A 14,632-nucleotide genomic window follows, 5' to 3' on the forward strand; every position below is an offset into this window, starting at 1 on the left:
GGCTTCTGGTGGGTGCCCCGGGCCCCGTCACCGGGCCGGTGGTCGGTTGGCTTAGTGCCCGGCTTCTGGTGGGCGCCCCCGGGCCCGACACCGGCCGTCAGCCGTTCGTACGGCCCCGGCGCAGCATCGCGAAGCCGAGGCCGGCGGCGCCGACGGCCGCGATTCCGCTGCCTGCGGCGAGCAGCAGCATGCCGTCGCCCGGAGCGTCGGCCAGGGTGTTCAGGCGTAGCGCCGCGGCGGGGCCGTCGGCGGCCGCGGCGACTGTGCCGCCGCCCTGGGGCTGCGTTGACGCGGGCCCGTGCCGGGTCCCGGTCTTGTGTCCCTCGCCGCCGACGGCGTGCGTGCCCCCCGCCGGGCGGGTGTCGCCGACCCAGGAGGAGAGGTGCCCGTCGGGCTGCAACGCGGCGTGCAGTTCGCCGGCGGCGCTGGCGCCGGGCGCGCCGTCGCGGCTGGTCAGGGTGGTGACCGTGGCGCCGTCGTGCAGGATCTCGGCCTGGTACGCACCCTGGGCGAGCCAGTAGATCTGCGCGGTGGACGCACCGTCCGCGAGGGAGAGGTTCTTGACCAGGATCCGGGCCGGAACCCCCTCGGCGAGAGCCGCCGCGGCGGGCAGCACCAGCAGGCTTCCGGCGCATGTGGTCACGGCGGCGGCGCGTACGAGAGTGCGGCGGCTGACGGTGCTCACGGGAGTCCTTCGCTACTGGTCGGGCAGCCTGGCCGGTCCTGGCGGGTCCAGGCGGGGTCAAGGGCGGGTCAAGGTGGGAACAACGTAGGACGCCGCCGTTGCGGCAGGGCGCTGACCGTGTAACAGCGAGGCCGCAGCGTCCCGTCGGAGTTGTTACACAGCCGCGTACTCCGCCGGGGGATTGCCGCGCGGCGTCCGGACTGCTCCCATGGACGGCGGGGGTGAGGGCGATGCGGGGACTCAAGGTGCTGCCGACCGGCCGGCCCGGCCGCGGCCGGCTGTATGTGAACCTGCCCGACGGCCACGCGGTGGCCTGGTACGACCGGGAGACCAACCGGGTCAGCGTGCTCGTGGACGAGCACCGCGAGGCGGTCCTCGCCGTGCTGCGCCCCTATCTGGACCGGGGCCACACCGTCGGCCCGCCCCCGGTCCCCACCGCGGCGGACCTGCGCCGGCTGGCCCTCCCGCCGGACGAGGACCTGGCCCCGAACCGCCCGGGCGAGGCTCTGCTGGGCGAGCTGACCCACGGCTCGGCGGGCGCCAGAGCCCGGCACCGGCTCCGCCAGGAGCTCCTGGCCCAGCAGCGCATGGGAGGGGAACTGGACGCCCTGGAATCGGCGGACTGGCGTGTGCTGCACGCCCTTCCCCTCCCCGGCGCCGGAGTGCTCGACCACCTCCTCATCGGCCCGCCCGGGGTCTTCTGTATCCGCACCGTCCCGGGCCGCCGGCAGCGCGCCAAGGTCGGCGACCTGTTGCTCACGGTCGGCCGTGCCGAACCCCGCCCGGACCCCCGCTGGATCCGCCACGCCGCGGCCCGCGCGAGCCGGGCCCTGACGGCCCCGGTCACCCCCGTCCTGGCGGTGGTCGACGCCTCCCGCGTCGAGGTGGCCCCCACCGTCCGCGACATCCGCGTCCTTCAGCCGCACACGGCCGTCCCGTACCTCGCCGAGGCGGCCACCACCCTCAAACGCCCTGACATCGAGGCCCTGTTCGGCCTGGCCCGTGACCGTCGCGTGTGGTGGTAGACCCGGGCGGCGGCGCCGGCCGCGCCGGCTGCACGTCCGCCCGAGTCCGAGGTCGGGGCCGAGGTCGGGGCCGAGGTCGGGGCCGAGGTCGGGGCCGAGGTCGGGGCCGAGGTCGGGGCCGAGGTCGGGTGCGACGCCGGCCCTGGATCCGGGACCTGCCACGGACGCCCCGCGTCGAGTGTCGCGGTCTGCGCCCTCGGCATAGCCTGAGGATCCCCAGGGAAGGAGCGCGGCATGAGAGCGACCTGGAAGGGGGCCATTTCGTTCGGCCTGGTCACGATCCCCGTCCAGCTCTTCACGGCCACGGAGGAGCACGACATTCCGCTCCGCCAGGTGCACGTGAAGGACGGCTCCAGGGTGCGGCTGCGCCGCGTCTGCGAGGCCGAGGACGTGGAGATCCCGTACCAGGAGATCACCAAGGGCTACGAGACTCCGGACGGCAGCATGATCATGCTGTCCGACGAGGACCTCGCCGATCTCCCCCTCCCCAGCAAGAAGCTCATCGACGTGCTTGCCTTCGTCGACGCCGGCAGCATCGATCCGCTGATGTTCTCCAAGGCGTACTACGTCGGCACCTCCGACCGCGCCGCGGACAAGCCGTACTCCCTGCTCAGGCAAGCCCTGGCCGAATCCGGGCAGATCGCCGTCACGAAGATCGCCATCCGGTCCAGGGAGTCGCTCGCCGTGCTGCGCGTGCACGAGGACACCCTGGTGCTCCAGACCTGCCTGTGGCCCGACGAGGTCCGCCCCGCCGTCGGCATCACCCCCGAGGCCGATGTGACGATCCGGCCCCAGGAACTCCAGATGGCCCAGTCGCTCATGGACATGCTGTCCCAGGACTTCGACCTCTCCGCGCTCCACGACGAGTACCAGGACGCACTCCAGCAGGTCATCGAGGCCCGGCTGCAGGGCATCGAGCCGCCGCGCGAGGAGGAGGCAGCCGCTCCGACGGGCGGCAAGGTCATCGACCTGATGGCCGCCCTGGAGAACAGCGTCCGCGCGGCCAGGGAATCCCGGGGGGAGCGCCCCGCCGCGGCCGAGGAGACGGAGGCCGAGATCCGGACGCTGCCCGCCCGCAAAACCGCGAAGAAGACCGCCGCCAAGAGCGAGACCGCCTCCAGGGCGGCCACGAAGGCGGCGTCGAGGACCGCCGCGCCGGCCAGGAAGGCGACCGGCTCCGCGGCCGCGAAGACCGCCGCCTCGCCCAAGGAAACCGGCGGTAAGAAGAGCACGGCCGCCAAGAAGAGCACGGCCGCCAAGAAGTCCGCGGCGAAGACGGCGACGAAGTCGGCCACCTCCAGGGCGACCGCCTCCAAGACGGCCACGGGCAAAACAACCGCCTCCAAGGCGGCCACCGCGAAGAAGACGGCGAAGCGCGCATCCGCCTGACCTCAATAGACCAGCGCCTGACCTCGATAGCCCGGTTCCTCCCGTTTCGTGGCAGTCTCGTCCTATGGCGCCGATCACGATGGTGGAGGGGCGTCGCATCCCGCTCAGCAATCTCGACAAGGTCCTGTACCCCGAGACCGGCTTCACCAAGGGCGAGGTGCTGCACTACTACGCCACAGTCGCGGAATCGCTGCTGGCCCACGTCCACAACCGGCCGGTGTCGTTCCTGCGCTATCCCGACGGCCCGGACGGCCAGCGCTTCTTCACCAAGAACCCGCCGCCCGGCACCCCCGCCTGGGTGGAGACCACCCCGGTTCCCCGCAGCGACGACCCCTCGGCCGAGCAGGTGGTCATCGCCGACCTGCCCTCCCTGATGTGGGCGGCGAACCTCGTCGTCGAGTTCCACACCCCCCAGTGGACCGCCGGCAGCCCCGGCGTCGCCGACCGGCTCATCCTCGACCTCGACCCCGGCCCGCCGGCCACCGTCGTCGAATGCTGCGCCGCCGCGCTCTGGCTGCGCGACCGGCTCGCCGCCGACGGCCTGCACGCCTACGCCAAGACCTCCGGCTCCAAGGGCCTCCACCTGGCCGTTCCCCTGGAGCCGGCCCCGTCCGACCGGGTGTCCGCGTACGCGAAGCAGCTCGCCCAGGAGGCCGAGCGCGACCTCGCCGACCTCGTCGTGCACCGGATGGCCAAGGCCCTGCGCCCCGGCAAGGTGTTCGTCGACCACAGCCAGAACGCCGCGGCCAAGACCACCGCCGCGCCCTACACACTGCGCGCGCGAGCCCGGCCCACGGTGTCGGCCCCCGTGTCGTGGGAGGAGGCCGAGTCCTGTCGTACCGCCTCCGACCTGGTCTTCCTCGCCGACGACATCCCCGCCCGGCTGGCCCGCGACGGCGACCTCTTCGCCCCGCTGACCGATCCCGGCCAGGCCGGCAGGCTCCCGGGGCGCGGGCGCCAGGGGGCCCGGCCGTGATCACCGTCGCGCTGGCCGCCGCCGTCACCACCCTCCCGCGCGCGCCCGGTCTGGCGTACGAGCCGAAGTTCGACGGCCACCGGATGGTCGTGGTCCGCACGGAGCAGGACGTGGTGCTCCAGGCGCGCTCCGGCCGCATCGTGACCGCGGCCTTCCCCGATCTGGCCGCGGCCGCACAGCAGTTGCCCGCCGGAACCGTCCTGGACGGGGAGGTGGTCGTCTGGCACGAGGGCCGTACCGATTTCGCGCTGGTCCAGCGCCGGGCGGCGGCCACACCCGTGCGGGCCGCGGTCCTCGCGCAGAGCCTGCCGGCCTCGTATGCGGCCTTCGACGTGCTGGAGCTGGCCGGGCTCGACGTGCGCGGGCGCCCGTACGAGCGGCGGAGGGCGCTGCTGGTGGACCTGCTGCTGCCCCTGGGCCCCCCGCTCCAGCCGGTGCCGATGACCACGGACCCCGAGCTGGCCGCCACCTGGTACGAGACGCTGCCGGACAGCGGCATCGAGGGCCTGGTCGTCAAACGGCTGGACCAGGCCTACCCGGCCGGGCGGCGCGGCTGGCAGAAACTCCGCCACACGAACGTGCGGGACGCGGCGGTGGTCGGGTACACCGGGCCGCCGAGCCGGCCGCTGGCACTGGTCCTCGTGCTGCCGGTGGGCGACGAGACACCGCTGGTGTCGAGCCCGCTGTCAGCGGGGCTACGGGCGGAGCTGGCGGCGGTCGTGGCGGCCCGGGGCTCGGCTGAGGGCTCGGCCGCGGGGGCGACGGCGGGAACGGCCGCGGGGGCGACGGCCACCGCGGTCGGGCTCGGCGAGGTCCCGTACCGTCCGCTCGACCCGCCCCTGACGGCGGAGGTCCGGCACACCTCGGCGCGGCACCCGCCGCCTGAGGTACTGCGGCTGCGGACGGACGTGTGACAGCTGCCCCTGGCCCCTGGCCCCTGCCCCTGCCTCTGAGGTCCTGCCCCTGCCCCTGACATGTCTCTGGCCCGCGCCTTCGCGCGGGCCAGAGACATGTCAGGGGAGCGCGGAGTCGGCGGCTCAACTCATGCGTGCGCGCCGTGCCCCGCGTCGGGGGGAGCGCCGGGCTGCGGGTGCGGGTAGGGGCCCTTCACGTGCTGGTGGGCCGCCTCACGTTCAGCGCGGACCTCGTCGGGATGGCTGGAAGTGGTGGAGCCGAAGTTTCCGTAGCCCTGCATCTCGTGCGGACGCAGGCCGCCGTCTGGGATCTCCACCGGATCCCGCTCCTCGCGGACCTCGTGGACCGCGCCGCCGTTCGGCAGATGGGGCTGGCTCTCGGGGTCGGGCGGCGGGGGCTCCTTGGCCCGGACGCGCTGGCCCAGCTTGAAGCCGGCGAGCAGGAAGCCGACGATGACCAGCCCGATGACGAAGAACCACGCGATGTGGCCGAGGGTCTCGTCCACGCTGAGGATCATGTCCATACAGTCCATTTTCCCCTGTTTAGGTCGTATTTACGCATCTCCAGAGCGGATACCTTGACCCAATCGGGGTACGCGCGAGGGCGACCGCAGCCCCGGCGCGGCGGCCCGCGCTCCCACTCCGGCACGCAGGGCCCGACGTAGGACCAGCTCTACGCCGAGGCCAAGCGGCGCAACATCCAAGGCCGTTCGGACACGAACAAGGCGCGGCTCAAACGAGCGCTCGGCGACTGAAGGGAAGACCGGGGGCGGCCCGCGCTCCCGGCGCCGCCCCCTGCAGCTCGCGTTACCGCCCGGCGCTACGCGGCATAGGGATTCATCGCCGCAGCGGCCTCATTGCCGCAGCCTCATCCCCGCAGCGGCCCGTCGGCGTCCCGTACCCCCCGGGCGTCCCGCCCCCCGAGCACCGCCAGCACCTCGGCGCAGATGGCCAGCGCCGTCTCCGCGGGCGTCTGGGCCCCGAGGTCCAGCCCGATCGGACCGTGCACCCTGGCCAGGTCGGCCTCGCTCACCCCGGCCGCGATCAGCCCGTCCCGCCGCCGCGCGGTCGTCTTGCGGGACCCGAGCGCCCCGATGTACGGAATCCCGAGCGCGAGCGCGTTCCGCAGCGTCGGAACGTCGAACTCCGGGTCATGGCTGAGCATCGCCAGGCAAGCGGCGTCCTGCCGCGCCTCCAGTACCTTCCCGGCCTCCGCGACGTCGGACACCTTGCTCACGCCCCACCCGAGCAGCTGGGCCTGAGCCTCGATGACGTCGGCGAGCTCCCCGCTCCCGCCGATCACCACGTACGGCGCGGACGGGTACGCCTCCACCGGCACGAGCCCGCTCTCCCCGTACAGCGCGTCCCGCCCGGGCCGTCGCGTGGCCAGCAGCTCGCCGGCCCGCCGCTCGGCATCGGAGGCGGGCGCCACGGCAGCCCGTACGACCACGCTGACGGCCTGGTCGGCGCCCTCGTTCAGCTGAGTCACGAGCGCGACCCCGACCCCCTGGCCCAGCAGCTCCCACCACTCACCGGGAATCGCCGAGAGCGGCTGCACCAACACCTCGGCCTGCCCGCCACACGTCAGCCGCGCCTCGACGGCCTCGCCCGCCCCGACGGACACCTCGCACACCCGCGCGGTCTCCCCGGCCCCCATCGCCGCCGCCTCCGCCGCGAGCTCGGCGTCGAAAACCCCCCGGTACAGGGCCCCGACGCACTCCCCGCGCGCATCCACCAGCACGGCCCCGGCCGGATCCCGCGGCCCGAACCCCTGCTCGGTCACGGGTCGCGCCAGATACCCGGCCCGCCCCTCGGCCACCCACTGCCGCGCCGTCTCCACCAGCTCACGCATCGCGCTGCCCCATCCTCGTCGTCACAGCCCCCACAAAGCACCTGGTCAACGGCACGCCGTGGGCTCCCCCCAACCTATGCACGCCCCCTACCCCTCCCAACCCCCCAAATCCCACAGACCCGGCCCCACCTCCTTCGTACGGACCCACCGGAAGGACCGGACGTCCCCGAGTTGCGCGACACCCGCCCATCGGGTTGCGTCATAAGTGAGAGGGAGTGGCCCGGGGTAATCCGGGGTAACCGACTTCGAGCTGGGTGAGCCAACGTGCTGTTCACCGATCGTGATGACGCGGGCCGACGGCTCGCCGTGGCCCTCGAAAGGTACGGGGACGAGCATCCCGTCGTCCTGGGCCTGCCCCGCGGCGGAGTCCCGGTGGCCTTCCATGTGGCACAGGCGCTCGGCGCCCCCCTCGACGTGATCATCGTCCGCAAGCTCGGCGTCCCGTACCAGCCCGAGCTGGCGTTCGGTGCCATCGGCGAAGGAGGGATACGGGTGATCAGCGAGGACATCGTCCAGCGCGGCCGGGTCAGGCCGGAGGACGTCAGATCCGTCGAGCGCGCGGCGGAGGCGGATCTCGAACGACTGGCGCGCCGGTTCCGCGCGGACCGCCCGCGCCTGGACCTCTCGGGCCGGACGGCGATCGTGGTGGACGACGGGATCGCGACCGGCGCCACGGCGGAGGCCGCGTGCGAGGTCGTACGGGCTCAGGGCGCGGCCCGGGTGGTGATGGCCGTCCCGGTCGCCCCGCCGGAAGCGGTCGAGTTGCTCTCCGCGACGGCGGACGAGGTGGTGTGCCTCTCCACGCCGCGCGGGTTCTCCTCCGTCGGCCGGTGGTACGAGGACTTCTCCCAGACCTCGGACGAGGAGGTCGTCGCCCTGCTGGGCCAAGCGGCCCGGCAGCCGGCCGCCGTGACCGAGGAGGTCGTGGTCGACGCGGCAGGACTCCCCCTCGCCGGCGACCTCATCCTCCCCCCGGGCGCCCGGGCGGTGGTGATGTTCGCCCACGGCTCGGGCAGCAGCCGCCACAGCCCCCGCAACCGCTCGGTGGCATCGGCCCTGAACCGGGCGGGCCTGGGCACCCTCCTGTTCGACCTCCTCACCCCGGCCGAGGAGGCCGACCGGGCGAGGGTGTTCGACATCGAGACCCTGGCCGACCGGCTGAGCCGGGCCACGACCTGGCTCCGCACCCGCACCTCCGTGCCGGTCGGCTACTTCGGCGCGAGCACCGGCGCCGCGGCGGCACTCACCGCGGCCGCGTCCCCCGAGGCGGACACCTTCGCGGTGGTCTCCCGCGGCGGCCGCCCCGACCTGGCCGGCCCCCACCTCACCGCCGTACGCGCCCCCACCCTCCTCATCGTCGGCGGCGACGACACCCTGGTCCTCGACCTCAACCACCAGGCCCAGTCCTCACTTCGCTGCGAAAACCGCCTGGAGATCATCGAGGGAGCCACCCACCTCTTCGAGGAACCGGGCGCCCTGGACGAGGTCTCGACCCTCGCCGCCACCTGGTTCACCACCCACCTACCCCGCCCCGCCTAGCCCCCTCACCCAGGCAAACCACAAACCCCGCACTCAGCGAACTCGCCGACCACGGCGCCTTGTCGACACTCCCTACGAACTCCCCCCGACAGGATCCGAACCTGCGCACACGGGCCGCGCAGCCACCGCCATGCCGGCGATGCCCGCCGTTCGTTCTACGTCCATCACGGAGTGGAATCTAGGCAGCACTCAGGGGTTCTGCATGGCAGGTTGGCGCTATGAACTCGGCCAAAGATCCACGCAACCCGGCGGGCATCCGCGTGGGGGACATCTACGAGGACTGCTTCTTCCACCCAGTCCTCTGCACGGAGATCGACGATGACGGTTGGGTGGTGCTCAGCGGGGTCTCGCTCATCGACGGCAGTTTCCCTCGCTCGTGCGACGCCCAGCACTGTGGGCCCATCCGCATCCCAGTCGAGGAAGTCATGGCCATCAAGCAAGACCTCGAAGGGTACGCACGCCGACGGACGGCTGAGCTGAGTGCCAGTGACAGCACCTGATCCGTACAGCTCTAGCCAGGCCGGTCAATGAGCGTCATTTCGGCTGCTACTAATCCCATCCCCGAAATCGCAGACCTGTCCGCCGACGAATTTCGGGACGGCCAATTCTTCGGCGGGCGCCTGGTCTCGCCCTGGGTCACCTTGCTGGACGGCCAAAAGTTCCGGGCGGTGGTGGACGACATCCAGGGGCTTGGCGCCGAGGTCATCGCAGGCTGCCACTCGCCGGTGCTTCGTGGGCCACGGATCGCGGAGGCGTTCGACCTTCTCCGCCAGCTTCCTGAGATTCCTGCGTGGTCAGAGTTCACGCAGGCCGACCTCGACCATTGGATGGCGGTCGCCGAGGGTTCGGTCCCGCCGGAACAGCCCCGGCCGTCGGCCACGTGATGCCGTTGAGGTCGCTCGGGAGAAGACCCCAGCTTGGAAGATCGCGTACCCACAGACCCCTTGACCAGCCAACACGCTGACCTGCGCCTCCCGGGGGCCCTCGCTGCCGTTCCCCGTACTTGTCCGGGCTGACCTGCACAGTTCCTGTGCGGTCCAGGCCGCGAATAGGCCGTAGGGCCTGGCATACGCCTGCGCAGCACGGCAGTTGGCTGCACATACGCGAAGACCCCCTTCCCAGCGTTACCGCTGGTGGCGGGGTCTTGTGACACTTACACAGTAAGTGCCCCCGGCAGGATTCGAACCTGCGCACACGGCTCCGGAGGCCGGACAGTACCCAGGTATTTGCGCAGCGCAGGTCAGACGCATAGCTGATGAGTTGTCAGGCTGGCCGTCCCGCGCATGTCCCACCAACTTGGAAATGTGCTGGATGTCCTGGAATACGAAGTGTCAGATCTTGATGACGGTGACCCGACCGCCGCACAGCGCGGTGAGGTCTTCCGGGTCGGAGGTGAGCACGGTGACGGGGCCGGGTGAGTCGAGGGCGGTAGCGCTGAGCATGGCGTCGATGGCGTACTTGTGGCCGTGAAGGCCGGCGTCGGCGAGGAGGGCCGCGGCGTGGCGGGCGATCGGCTCGGTGACCGGTTCGACGACGAGGCGGGAGAGGGTCCACTCCAGGGCCGGACGGTTGATTCTGGGGTGCACCACTTCCACAAGGGTGGCCGCGGATGTGATGACTCGTAGGTCATCGGCCCGGGCGAGTGCTAGCCAGGCGGTGACGGTGCGGTCGCGCAGGACGGCCTTGGCCAGCCCCTCGCTGTCGAGGACGAGGGTGCCGCCGGGGATGGTGGGGGAGCGTGTCACGCCGCATCCGCCCCGCTGTGAGTCTGCTGATGCCGGGCCTGGTGGAGCTGGTCACGCAGGGCCTGGAGTTCTTCGTCGGTGATGGGCCCGTGTTCGGCTTCGGCGACGTGGATGATCTCGGTGAGGTTGTCGCGTTCGATCTGGCGGGCGACGGCGGCGGCGACATAAGCAGACAGGCCGGAGGGGCCGCTGCGGGCACGGGCCGCCTCTGCGATGTCGCGCGGCATGGTGATCGAGTACTTGCCGGTAGGCTCGCTCATGCTACCCATCCTACTCCTCATCCTCCCCGCTCGCCTGGGTGAATAGGAGACCGCACACAGTGCTATCTGGGTTCCCGAGGCGCTGTGACATAGTCGCGAGAGCTCGACGCGTTCACCTGCTCAGAAGGGTGGTGGACGTCATGAGAAATGCGCCACGTCAGATGCATGGCGTTCCGAAGAGGTACCGCAACGGGACGGCTGTGACCGCGCGGCCGCTTGGCATGACCCTGCATGCACCTGGAGCGGTGGACGCCCCGTCACTGGCTGACTATGTGGGCTCCGCTCTGATCGCAGCACTCCGGGAACTCGGCGGCGAGGAACAGGCCCCTTTGAGTGGAACGCATGGCTCGCCCCGCAGACGCGCAACGACCCTGAGCTGGTACGCCTTCGCGCTCGAATACCTTGGGATGCGCTGGCCACTGATCGCTGTCGGCAACGGGTGCTGTCGGTTGCTGTCGCTGCTGTACTTCACTGCTGTACGGAGGGGCGTGCGCCTCATCATCACCAGAGCCACCAGTGGGGTAAGTGCCCTTGATCTGCTGTGGTGGTGCTTGTCGCGGTTGCTGGTCCAGGGCGGGGGAGCCCGTAGATGGCCGTGCCTTACCAACCGGTCGGGCACGCATCGGGCACGCGTTCAGCTGCACGGGTTGACGCGGTCCAGGCCATGATCCTATTGTCCGCTTGCGCGTGGTTGCAGCCGACGGCGATGAAAGCCGAGCGGATTCTGATTAATGCCGAAATCTGAGTAAGTGAGGGTAGTCGTGGGGGTGCTGCTCTCGTACCTGTTCCTTTTCCTTATTGAATGCGTCTTGATGGCGTTGCAGATTGTCGGCGCGTTCCTGCTTATGTTGAGTGCCGCTCTGTTTATCCGGCGCTTCGCTATTGCGCGCAAGCGTCGAGCCGATGGCCACTTCCCGAAGGCGACGTTAGCGATACCATATGTGCTTGGCGGCATCGGCATTTGCTTGCTGGTTCCTACTTCGGCAGCGCTCTTCATCGGGAGGGAGTCAGGCCTTTTTGAAACCTGGGCGATATAGGCCGAAACCGTTGTGGTCTGCGGGGGCATCGTCGGCCTGTCGAGGCTGGTAGCGATCCGCTGCGGGCGCGGTGGTTGCTGCACCTCGCTGCTGTACATCACCAGTTTGGAAGATCGCGTACCGCCGTCTCTTCTGACCAGCCATGCCGCTGACCTGGGCGTCTCCAGCCGCAGCACCGCTGCTCCCCGCGACTCGCCCACAGCCGCCCAACCGGGCGCGTGAGGGACACGCCACCGCCAGGTGGCAGCACGGTCACCCGCTGAAGAGCTGCGGGATCGGACCCAATTCCATGGGCTCGTTCGGCCGATTGGCCCAGTGCCACCAGATTTGCTTCTCAGGGCACTGCCACAGTGCCCGGCAGACCCGCCGACCGTCTTGCTCCCGCTGTAAGGGGCGAGACTGCGGGTCTTCATCGCCTGACCGCACTGCGGGTATATGGGAGGGCCGCTAGACGTATCGCCTTATCCGGTAACTGGCGATGGCTGTGTTTAAATGGGATCCGAGACCAACGCTGCTGATGTGGCGACATGGGCACATTAGTGGCGCCTATTCAGCGTTCCAGCCAAGGTAGAAAGTCAAGGCCGCGACCACGAGGCCTCCCATAAAGCTAAGTGCTCCCGCGATGGCAAGGTGTCCCCGCTTCACGCCCTCTTCTCTCTGTTCTCTAGGGAATAGGGGACCACCGTTGCGCGCCCGTCGACCAGCCTGCCCATGAGGGCGACTGTGGTCAAGAGGATCACGTATGGGAGAATGACAAAGGCCAAGTTATTGGAGGCGTCAACAAGTGCGATGGTCCCGACCAGTCCGCCGATGGTTATCGCCCCCGAAGTAATCTGTACCAGTTTGCGATTCCGAGCCCCAAAGGACATCCGCGGCTTGAGCATCTCGCTGACAGCGTCAACGAGATCAATAGCTGCTTGATCTCGTTCAGTGGTGCGGACCACCGGCGAGTCTCCAAACGCTACTACCACTTCGGGCCTGCTTGTGATGAGCCGAAGCGTCCGGAGCTCTCTTCTATTGGCATCCCTGAGATCGTCGACTGTTTCTGCCGTTGCGTCGCCAGCTTGAATTGCCACGCCTTCAGAATTTCGTTCCAGCAATCTCTTGACGTCTTCGATATCGCTGAGGAATAGCCGCATTTTAGGGAGTCGCTGGCGGTACTCGTGCAGTTCTGGACTGGCTGCTGGCGGGCACATCACGCCTCAAAGCGCACATGCGGGGATGCTACGGCAGCCCGAGATGGTGATGTGGTTACTCCCGAGATCTCACACCGCCACATGACGGCAAGTAGGGGGCCCCAGAAGCCTGGTCTGCTATGGCTTGCCTGGGTCGACGGCAGACGCCCCGGAGGTCCTTTCCGAGCTGAAAGGGATCTCGCGGCGCACCTTCTATCGCTGGCGCGAGCTCGGTCATGCGTCTGAGGCTTTCAAGCTGCCGAACGGTGAACTGCGTGTGTGGCGGAGTGACTTTCTTGCCTGGCTGCGGAGTCGGGAAGGTGCTGCCGCGTGAAGTCGCTCGACGTCAAGATCTGGAGTGTCCGAAAGCGGGACACGAAGCGGCCTTCCTATGATGTTCGCTGGTCGGTGGCCGGACAGGTCTTTTCTGAGTCCTTCAGGACGAAAGGGCTCGCGGACAACTTCCGCTCCAAGCTGATGCGGGCGACACGTGACGGTGAGGAGTTCGACACGGGGTCCGGCCTTCCCGGGTCCATGGTCGAGCAGAAGGCCACCCTGAGCTGGTACGCCTTCGCGCTGAAGCTTCCCCCGGAGATCGGCAATGCCCTGCATTGGGTCGCCAAAGCCTCTCGGCCGTTATCCGATCTCACTGACCCTGCGCTTGGGCGGGCGGTTCTCGACTCACTGAAGATCAAACTGGATGGGACGGCTGCTGCTGCCGAGACGGTACGGTGCAAGCGGCGCACGCTGGTCAATGCCCCGCACTACGCGGTGGATCTCGGGGAATTCCGAGAGAATCCGCTGGCGGCCGTGCGCTGGCAGAAGCCCAAGGTGTCGAATGAGGTCGATCCCCGGGTGGCAGCGAACCCCGAACAGGCCCGCTCGCTTCTGCATGCGGTCTCGTACGTGGGCGGCTATCGCCGGGCCCGTGGGCGGCGGCTGGTGGCGCTCTTCGCCGGGATGTACTTCGGGGGTTTCCGGCCGGCCGAAGCGGTCGGGCTCAGTGAGAGTGATCTGACGCTTCCGGACTCTGGGTGGGGGACTGCGTTGCTCCACCGGACCCGGCCGAGCGTCGGCAAGCAGTGGACCGACTCCGGGGAGAGCCACGACGACCGCGGGCTGAAGAACCGGCCACTGAGGACGTGCGGCGGGTGCCGATCCCTCCGCAGCTTGTGGCGATCTTGCGTGAGCACCTCGACACGTTCGGCACCGCCGAGGACGGACGGCTGTTCTTCAGTGAGGGTGGGGGAGTGGTCTCCTCCTCCACCTACTACCGGGCGTGGCAGGAAGCCCGGGTCCTGGCTCTGCCGCCGGCCGCGGCTGCCTCGCCGCTCGCCCACCGGCCGTACGACTTGAGGCACTCGGCGCTGTCCACGTGGCTCAACGCCGGCGTCGACCCCACCGAGGTCGCCGAGCGTGCGGGCAACAGCGTGGAGGTGCTGCTCATTCGGTATGCGAAGTGCCTCGACGGTCGGCAGGAGGTGGCCAACCGTCGGATCGAAGATCTGCTGCGCGAGTACGAGTGATCGCGAGTGAGTGGCGATACGCTGCGAGGCCCCTGGAGCTGTCCGGGGGCCTTCGGCGTTTCTGCGGCTGACCTGGGCCGATGAGCCCAAGATCCGTCCACGAATAGTCCACAGGCGCCGACATGCGACTGCACAGCACGGCACTTGGCTGCACATACGCGAAGACCCCGTCTCAGCGAACTCGCTGATGGCGGGGTCTTTGGGCACTTCCTGCGAAGTGCCCCCGGCAGGATTCGAACCTGCGCACACGGCTCCGGAGGCCGGACAGTACTCAGGTATTTTCCCAGGTCAGACGCGTAGCTGATGAGTTGTCAGGCTTGCCGTCCCACACATGTCCCATGACTTGGAAATGTCTCAGATGCCCTGCAATGCGAAGTGTCGGATCTTCGTGGGGCTGAGGCATCGGCGCGCGATGCCTTCCCTGTCGTCTCGGCGCCGCCGACGTGGACGTCAGAAGCCAGCTAGCATCTAAGTAAGATTCAATCTACGTAATATCGAATCTATGTTTC

15 protein-coding genes and 2 pseudogenes are annotated in these 14,632 nt (G+C 69.5%); 11 read left to right on the forward strand and 6 right to left on the reverse strand.

All coding sequences use genetic code 11. From position 1 onward, the window contains the following. Nucleotides 1-97: 97 nt before the first annotated feature. On the reverse strand, nucleotides 98-685 hold the full coding sequence (locus tag J7I97_RS33985; protein WP_214943154.1) for a hypothetical protein: 588 nt from the start codon (nucleotides 683-685) through the stop codon (nucleotides 98-100). 230 nt (nucleotides 686-915) lie between these two features. On the opposite strand from J7I97_RS33985, the gene J7I97_RS33990 reads away from it, so the two are divergent. From J7I97_RS33990 to J7I97_RS34005, 4 genes are all read left to right on the forward strand, one after another. Continuing rightward, complete coding sequence (locus J7I97_RS33990) at nucleotides 916-1,710, forward strand: nuclease-related domain-containing protein (RefSeq protein WP_214943156.1); 795 nt, start codon at nucleotides 916-918, stop codon at nucleotides 1,708-1,710. A 234-nt stretch (nucleotides 1,711-1,944) separates the two neighbouring features. Further along, nucleotides 1,945-3,099 (forward strand): Ku protein, encoded by a 1,155-nt coding sequence (locus J7I97_RS33995; RefSeq protein ID WP_214943158.1) that lies wholly within the window; start codon nucleotides 1,945-1,947, stop codon nucleotides 3,097-3,099. Between the two features lie 64 nt (nucleotides 3,100-3,163). Further along, nucleotides 3,164-4,075 (forward strand): non-homologous end-joining DNA ligase, encoded by a 912-nt coding sequence (ligD, locus tag J7I97_RS34000; RefSeq protein WP_214943161.1) that lies wholly within the window; start codon nucleotides 3,164-3,166, stop codon nucleotides 4,073-4,075. Next, complete coding sequence (locus tag J7I97_RS34005; RefSeq protein ID WP_214943379.1) at nucleotides 4,075-4,989, forward strand: ATP-dependent DNA ligase; 915 nt, start codon at nucleotides 4,075-4,077, stop codon at nucleotides 4,987-4,989. Before ligD ends, J7I97_RS34005 begins: the two co-directional genes overlap by 1 nt. A gap of 128 nt (nucleotides 4,990-5,117) precedes the next feature. On the opposite strand, the gene J7I97_RS34010 is transcribed toward J7I97_RS34005, so the two are convergent. Further along, complete coding sequence (locus J7I97_RS34010; RefSeq protein ID WP_214943164.1) at nucleotides 5,118-5,513, reverse strand: DUF6479 family protein; 396 nt, start codon at nucleotides 5,511-5,513, stop codon at nucleotides 5,118-5,120. A 93-nt stretch (nucleotides 5,514-5,606) separates the two neighbouring features. On the opposite strand from J7I97_RS34010, the pseudogene J7I97_RS39290 reads away from it, so the two are divergent. Further along, nucleotides 5,607-5,744 (forward strand): annotated as a pseudogene (locus tag J7I97_RS39290) (plasmid stabilization protein); the annotation flags it as partial. Nucleotides 5,745-5,857: 113 nt separating this feature from the next. Here J7I97_RS39290 and J7I97_RS34015 read toward each other — a convergent pair. After that, complete coding sequence (locus tag J7I97_RS34015) at nucleotides 5,858-6,841, reverse strand: XdhC family protein (RefSeq protein WP_214943167.1); 984 nt, start codon at nucleotides 6,839-6,841, stop codon at nucleotides 5,858-5,860. A 264-nt stretch (nucleotides 6,842-7,105) separates the two neighbouring features. On the opposite strand from J7I97_RS34015, the gene J7I97_RS34020 reads away from it, so the two are divergent. The 3 genes from J7I97_RS34020 (at nucleotide 7,106) to J7I97_RS34030 (ending at nucleotide 9,264) form a co-directional block, all read left to right on the forward strand. Next, nucleotides 7,106-8,380 (forward strand): alpha/beta family hydrolase, encoded by a 1,275-nt coding sequence (locus J7I97_RS34020; RefSeq protein WP_214943170.1) that lies wholly within the window; start codon nucleotides 7,106-7,108, stop codon nucleotides 8,378-8,380. Nucleotides 8,381-8,598: 218 nt separating this feature from the next. After that, on the forward strand, nucleotides 8,599-8,880 hold the full coding sequence (locus J7I97_RS34025) for a hypothetical protein (protein ID WP_214943173.1): 282 nt from the start codon (nucleotides 8,599-8,601) through the stop codon (nucleotides 8,878-8,880). A 27-nt stretch (nucleotides 8,881-8,907) separates the two neighbouring features. After that, entirely contained in the window at nucleotides 8,908-9,264 is a 357-nt protein-coding gene (locus tag J7I97_RS34030; protein ID WP_251049345.1) for a hypothetical protein, read from the forward strand. 447 nt (nucleotides 9,265-9,711) lie between these two features. Here the strand turns inward: J7I97_RS34030 and J7I97_RS34035 are convergent, their stop codons facing one another. Both J7I97_RS34035 and J7I97_RS34040 read right to left on the reverse strand, forming a co-directional pair. Further along, nucleotides 9,712-10,125 (reverse strand): PIN domain-containing protein, encoded by a 414-nt coding sequence (locus J7I97_RS34035; protein ID WP_214943176.1) that lies wholly within the window; start codon nucleotides 10,123-10,125, stop codon nucleotides 9,712-9,714. Continuing rightward, nucleotides 10,122-10,385 carry a CopG family transcriptional regulator gene (locus J7I97_RS34040; RefSeq protein ID WP_214943178.1) on the reverse strand — a complete coding sequence of 88 codons (264 nt, stop codon included), beginning with the start codon at nucleotides 10,383-10,385 and terminating at the stop codon, nucleotides 10,122-10,124. The genes J7I97_RS34035 and J7I97_RS34040 overlap by 4 nt, the downstream gene beginning before the upstream one ends. Nucleotides 10,386-11,146: 761 nt before the next feature. Between J7I97_RS34040 and J7I97_RS34045 the strand changes: the two genes are divergently transcribed. Next, a complete protein-coding gene (locus J7I97_RS34045) occupies nucleotides 11,147-11,422 on the forward strand; it encodes a hypothetical protein (protein ID WP_214943181.1) in 276 nt (91 codons plus the stop codon). A gap of 641 nt (nucleotides 11,423-12,063) precedes the next feature. On the opposite strand, the gene J7I97_RS34050 is transcribed toward J7I97_RS34045, so the two are convergent. Continuing rightward, nucleotides 12,064-12,561 carry a hypothetical protein gene (locus tag J7I97_RS34050; protein WP_214943183.1) on the reverse strand — a complete coding sequence of 166 codons (498 nt, stop codon included), beginning with the start codon at nucleotides 12,559-12,561 and terminating at the stop codon, nucleotides 12,064-12,066. Between the two features lie 181 nt (nucleotides 12,562-12,742). Between J7I97_RS34050 and J7I97_RS39295 the strand changes: the two genes are divergently transcribed. Together J7I97_RS39295 and J7I97_RS34055 are read left to right on the forward strand one after the other, a co-directional pair. Beyond that, nucleotides 12,743-12,931: an AlpA family transcriptional regulator gene (locus J7I97_RS39295; RefSeq protein WP_251059434.1), complete on the forward strand. Its 189-nt coding sequence runs from the start codon at nucleotides 12,743-12,745 to the stop codon at nucleotides 12,929-12,931. Continuing rightward, nucleotides 12,928-14,123 (forward strand): annotated as a pseudogene (locus tag J7I97_RS34055) (tyrosine-type recombinase/integrase). The gene J7I97_RS39295 and the pseudogene J7I97_RS34055 overlap by 4 nt, the downstream one beginning before the upstream one ends. The last annotated feature ends 509 nt before the right edge of the window (nucleotides 14,124-14,632 follow it).

The organism is Streptomyces sp. ISL-87, from assembly GCF_018614095.1.
Classification (GTDB): domain Bacteria; phylum Actinomycetota; class Actinomycetes; order Streptomycetales; family Streptomycetaceae; genus Streptomyces.